Annotated in this window: 2 protein-coding genes; one reads left to right on the top strand and one right to left on the bottom strand. The window is 61.9% G+C overall.

All coding sequences use genetic code 11. The features are described 5' to 3' along the window. Window positions 1-325 precede the first annotated feature (325 nt). Window positions 326-1,369, bottom strand: coding sequence for a LacI family DNA-binding transcriptional regulator (locus ACI38B_RS02440; protein WP_101451641.1), 1,044 nt, complete (start codon window positions 1,367-1,369; stop codon window positions 326-328). Between the two features lie 306 nt (window positions 1,370-1,675). On the opposite strand from ACI38B_RS02440, the gene ACI38B_RS02445 reads away from it, so the two are divergent. Further along, on the top strand, window positions 1,676-2,811 hold a 1,136-nt coding region (locus tag ACI38B_RS02445; RefSeq protein ID WP_439729380.1), incomplete at its 3' end, for an alpha-amylase family glycosyl hydrolase.

Consider the following 2,811-nt stretch of genomic DNA (forward strand, 5'->3'; position numbering starts at 1 on the left):
TCGGCTCGTATCTCTTGCCGATTTGTTGCGTCGCGTATGTCTGGGCATGCGTGACGCGCGTATTGCTGGTCAGGGTAGGTCTGTGATCGGCTGATTTGTCGGCTTGTGTATGTCTGGGCATGCGGGGGGATACTGGTGGTGCAGGTTCGGCTTGTACCGTCTGCTGGGTTTGTCGCGTTGCGTATGTCGGGGTATGCGCAACTCAGCTGGTGGTGTCGTGTTGGCTCGTGTTATGTGTGGGTTTGTTGGGTTGCGTATGTCGGGGCATACGCATGTCGTGGATTTGGTAGGGCTGATTGCGGCGTCCGCAATCCTGCATCCGCACCTACCGCCCGTTCGGCGCGCGGCCGGTGGTTTCGCGCAGCACCAAGGTCGCCGGCACGAGCTCATGGGTCCGCTCCGGTGCCTCGCCTCGCAACAGCGCCAGGACCTTGCGCGCGGCCGCATTGCCGAGTTCAACCGGATTCTGGTGCAAGGTTGTCAGGTCGAGGGTGCGCGAGACTGGCGCGTCGTCGAAGCCCATGATGGAAAAGTCGCGTGGCGCCGCCAGATGCTGCCGTCGCAGCTCCTTGTACACCGCGGCCGTGAACTCGTCGGTCTCGCCCATGATGCCGGTCGGGTGCTGCTCACATGACAGCAGCCTCGCCACAATCCCAGCGGCGGTCACATCCAACATGGCAGGGGTCGTGTCGTGGTGGTCGGCCCCGATCATCACGATGTCGTCATCGCCGTACCCGGCTTGGGCGGCGGCAGTCCGGAACGCAGCCACGCGCGTCGAAGTGCCGTAGACCATGTCGTGGGGGATGTAGTCGTGCACGAAGGCGATGCGCCGATGGCCGAGCGACCGCAGCAGCTGCACGCCCGAGGTGATGGCGGCGGCGTTGTCGATGCCGATGGATGCGTCGAATCCGGCGGTTGACGGCGAATTCAGCCCGACGACGGGCATGCCGAGCGCGGAAAGCTGGTCGTGCAGCGCGGTGTCGAATTCGAAGGATGTGATGATGATCGCGTCGGCGTTGCGGTCACGTGGCAGGTCGCGGAAGAAGCGGTCGAGCTGCTCGCGGTTGGTCACGAAAGCCGGGATGGTGTCGTAGCCTTCCGGAGCGAGGACATCGTAGACACCTTGCAGCACTGATGCGTTGAACCAGGTGTTCAACGGCCCGGAGACGAGCAGCAGCACGCGCATGGTTCGGCCGGATGCGAGGGTTGACGCGCTTTTCGACAGGGTGAAGTTCAAGGATTCCGCTGCCTGCTCGACTTTTGCCCGTGTCGCGGGGCTTACGTTCGCGCTGCCCCTGAGCGCGCGGGATACGGTGGCTTGCGATACGCCTGCCGCCGCCGCTACATCGCTGATTGTCGCCCTTGCCATGGTACTCCTTGTTTGTTGACCGCTTCCATAGTATCGAAACCGTTGGAAAACATGGCAACACGCGGCGGAAATTAAGACATTTGTGCGGTTGTAATGAAAGCGCTATCATTATGTTGCAATACAACGACTTGTCACGGGTGACGGCGGCTCTCCAACTTCCCGACACCACCCACGGCAAGACGCAAGAATCACGAGAAACGTACGTTTCCGGCCAGTGAGGCCGGCGAAGGATGTAACCGCTGTCATCGTGGTGGCGCAGTCGAGTCACGCGCCCATCACCATGACCTAGCGTAGAAAGGAAAGCGCATGGCAGAACGCAAGTCCCCCCAGTCCGCGCAAGAATCCGCGGCATCGGATCGCGCCGCAGCGGCCTGGTGGCATCAAGCGGTGGTCTATCAGGTGTATCCGCGCTCATTCAAGGACACCACCGGTTCCGGCCTCGGCGACATCGCCGGTGTTACCAGCCGCATCGGCTACCTCAAGCAGCTGGGCGTCGACGCGATTTGGCTCAGCCCCTTCTACCCGAGCCAGCTCGCCGACGGCGGATATGACGTGGATGATTACCGCAATGTCGACCCGAAACTCGGTACGATGGACGATTTCGACAAACTCGCCAAAACCGCGCACGAGGCCGGTATCAAGATTGTCGTCGATATCGTTCCCAACCATTCTTCCAACCTGCACCCCTGGTTCAAGGCCGCGCTTGCAGCTGGTCCGGGCTCGCCGGAACGTGACCGCTACATCTTCCGTGACGGCCGCGGCGAGCATGGCGAACTGCCGCCCACCGACTGGGTGTCCCATTTCGGCGGCCCCGCGTGGACGCGCGTGCCTGACGGCCAGTGGTATCTGCACCTGTTCACCGTGGAGCAGCCCGACTGGAACTGGAAGAACCCGGATGTGCAGGCGGACTTCATCAAAACTCTGCGTTTTTGGCTTGATCACGGCGCTGACGGCTTCCGTGTCGATGTTGCGCACGGCCTGTGCAAGGACCTCGACCGCGACAATCTCGACCAGTGGAGCGTCACCCCGCCAAGCCTGCCCGCCGACGGCAGCCATCCGCTGTACGACCGCGACGACGTGCATCAGATTTACCGCGAGTGGCGCAAGGTGTTCAACGAGTATGACCCGCCGGCATTCGCTGTGGCCGAGGCGTGGGTCAATCCGGCGAGGCAGTATCTGTACGCGTCTGATGATGAGCTCGGTCAGGTGTTCAACTTCGAGTTCGCGAAGAAGAACTGGGTGCGTGACGACATGCATCAGGCGATCGAGGAAGGTCTCGAGGCGGCGCGTCGTTCTGGCTCTACCGCCACGTGGGTGATGAGTAATCACGATGTTCCACGTCACGCCAGCCGTTACGCACTGCCGCAAGTGCCGAGCACGCGGCATCATCAGTTGGCGCATGACTGGCTGTTGCGTGACGGCACCAGTTATCACGAGAATCG

The organism is Bifidobacterium sp. (assembly GCF_051876855.1).
Taxonomy (GTDB): domain Bacteria; phylum Actinomycetota; class Actinomycetes; order Actinomycetales; family Bifidobacteriaceae; genus Bifidobacterium.